Genomic DNA, 1,169 nt, shown 5'->3' with positions numbered 1-1,169 from the left:
GTGCGGAACGCCGATGCGTTGATCGCGTTGCTGGAGCAGCAGATCAACGCCGAACTGCTGGTGATCGTGCCGGCCGAATCCCTACCCGCCGACCCGCCTAGCGCCCCACCGACCGGTCCGCCCAGCGACTCGCCGACCGCTTCATCGACCGGCCCGTCCAGCGGGTCACCCGCTCAGGCCCCAGTCGCCGACCCGCCTAGCGATCCACCGACCGGTCCGCCCAGCGGGTCACCGGCCAAGCCCGCCGCCGATTCGCCGGCCGATCTGTCTGCTGAGCCCGCCGCCGGTGTCCCGGCTGACCTGCCGCCCGATCTGCTCCCTGAGCGCGCCGCCGGTTCGGCCGCCGATCCCGCTGCCAGACCCGCTCCTACTGCCAGGCCTGCCCCTACTGGCGAGCCCGCCCCCGGTGCCGACCGCATTGCTGATCAAGAGTCGTGGTTGGACGCGGTTGGCGGCCAGGAGCCAATGGCTGACCCGGGGGTGGTTAAGGGCTCATCTCCGATGACGGGCGGGGCAAGGGCGATGCGAGGGCCTGAGGCCGGGCCGACAGACAACACCACCTCTGACGCCGGACCGCACAGCGGTACCGGACCCGATGGCGATGCGGGCACCGAACACCATGCCGAGCCCGATATCGAAGCCGCCATGACCGATGCCGACGTGAATGCCGGGCTTGATGTCGGGAAGGGGCCGAGACCCGCTGTGGAACCGAGCGCCGAGTCCAGCGCCCATCCCGACGCCGAGGCTGGTAGCGACGCGAATGCCGGGCATGGCTTGGGGCCTGGTGCCGAGCCGAGTGCCGATGCGGGCACGGGACATCGTGCCGAGCCAAGTGCCGGGGCTGGCGTCCGGCCTGGTGCCGGGCCTGGCGGCGGCGCCGGTGGTGGGCGGCTGGTGGGAGGGGTGCTGCCAGGACGATGGCCAGGACTGCTGCTGGCCACCGGGCACCTGTTACCGCAGTCGGACATCGAGCGGCTGGCTCGCACCTCCACGCTGGTGCGCCTGGTGATGGACGCCGAAGGCCAGGTGCTCGACATGGGCCGCAACGCCCGCCTGGCCACCCCCGCCCAGCGCCGCGCGATCGCCGCCCGCTACGCCACCTGCTGGATCGAGCACTGCCCCCTGCCGACCAGTCTGTGCCAGGTCGACCACGCCAACAACTGGACCCA

1 protein-coding gene is annotated in these 1,169 nt (G+C 71.9%); it reads left to right on the top strand.

Going from position 1 to position 1,169, the window contains the following annotated elements; genetic code table 11:
- Positions 1 to 903: 903 nt before the first annotated feature.
- A partial coding sequence (locus AB0B72_RS40310; RefSeq protein ID WP_367745081.1) for a DUF222 domain-containing protein occupies positions 904 to 1,169 on the top strand: 266 nt, incomplete at its 3' end.

Origin of the sequence: Microbispora sp. NPDC049125 (assembly GCF_040802045.1) — a bacterium.
Classification (GTDB): Bacteria; Actinomycetota; Actinomycetes; order Streptosporangiales; family Streptosporangiaceae; genus Microbispora.
Note: the sequence above shows the minus strand (reverse complement) of the source record. Positions and strands in the feature narration are given on the sequence as shown.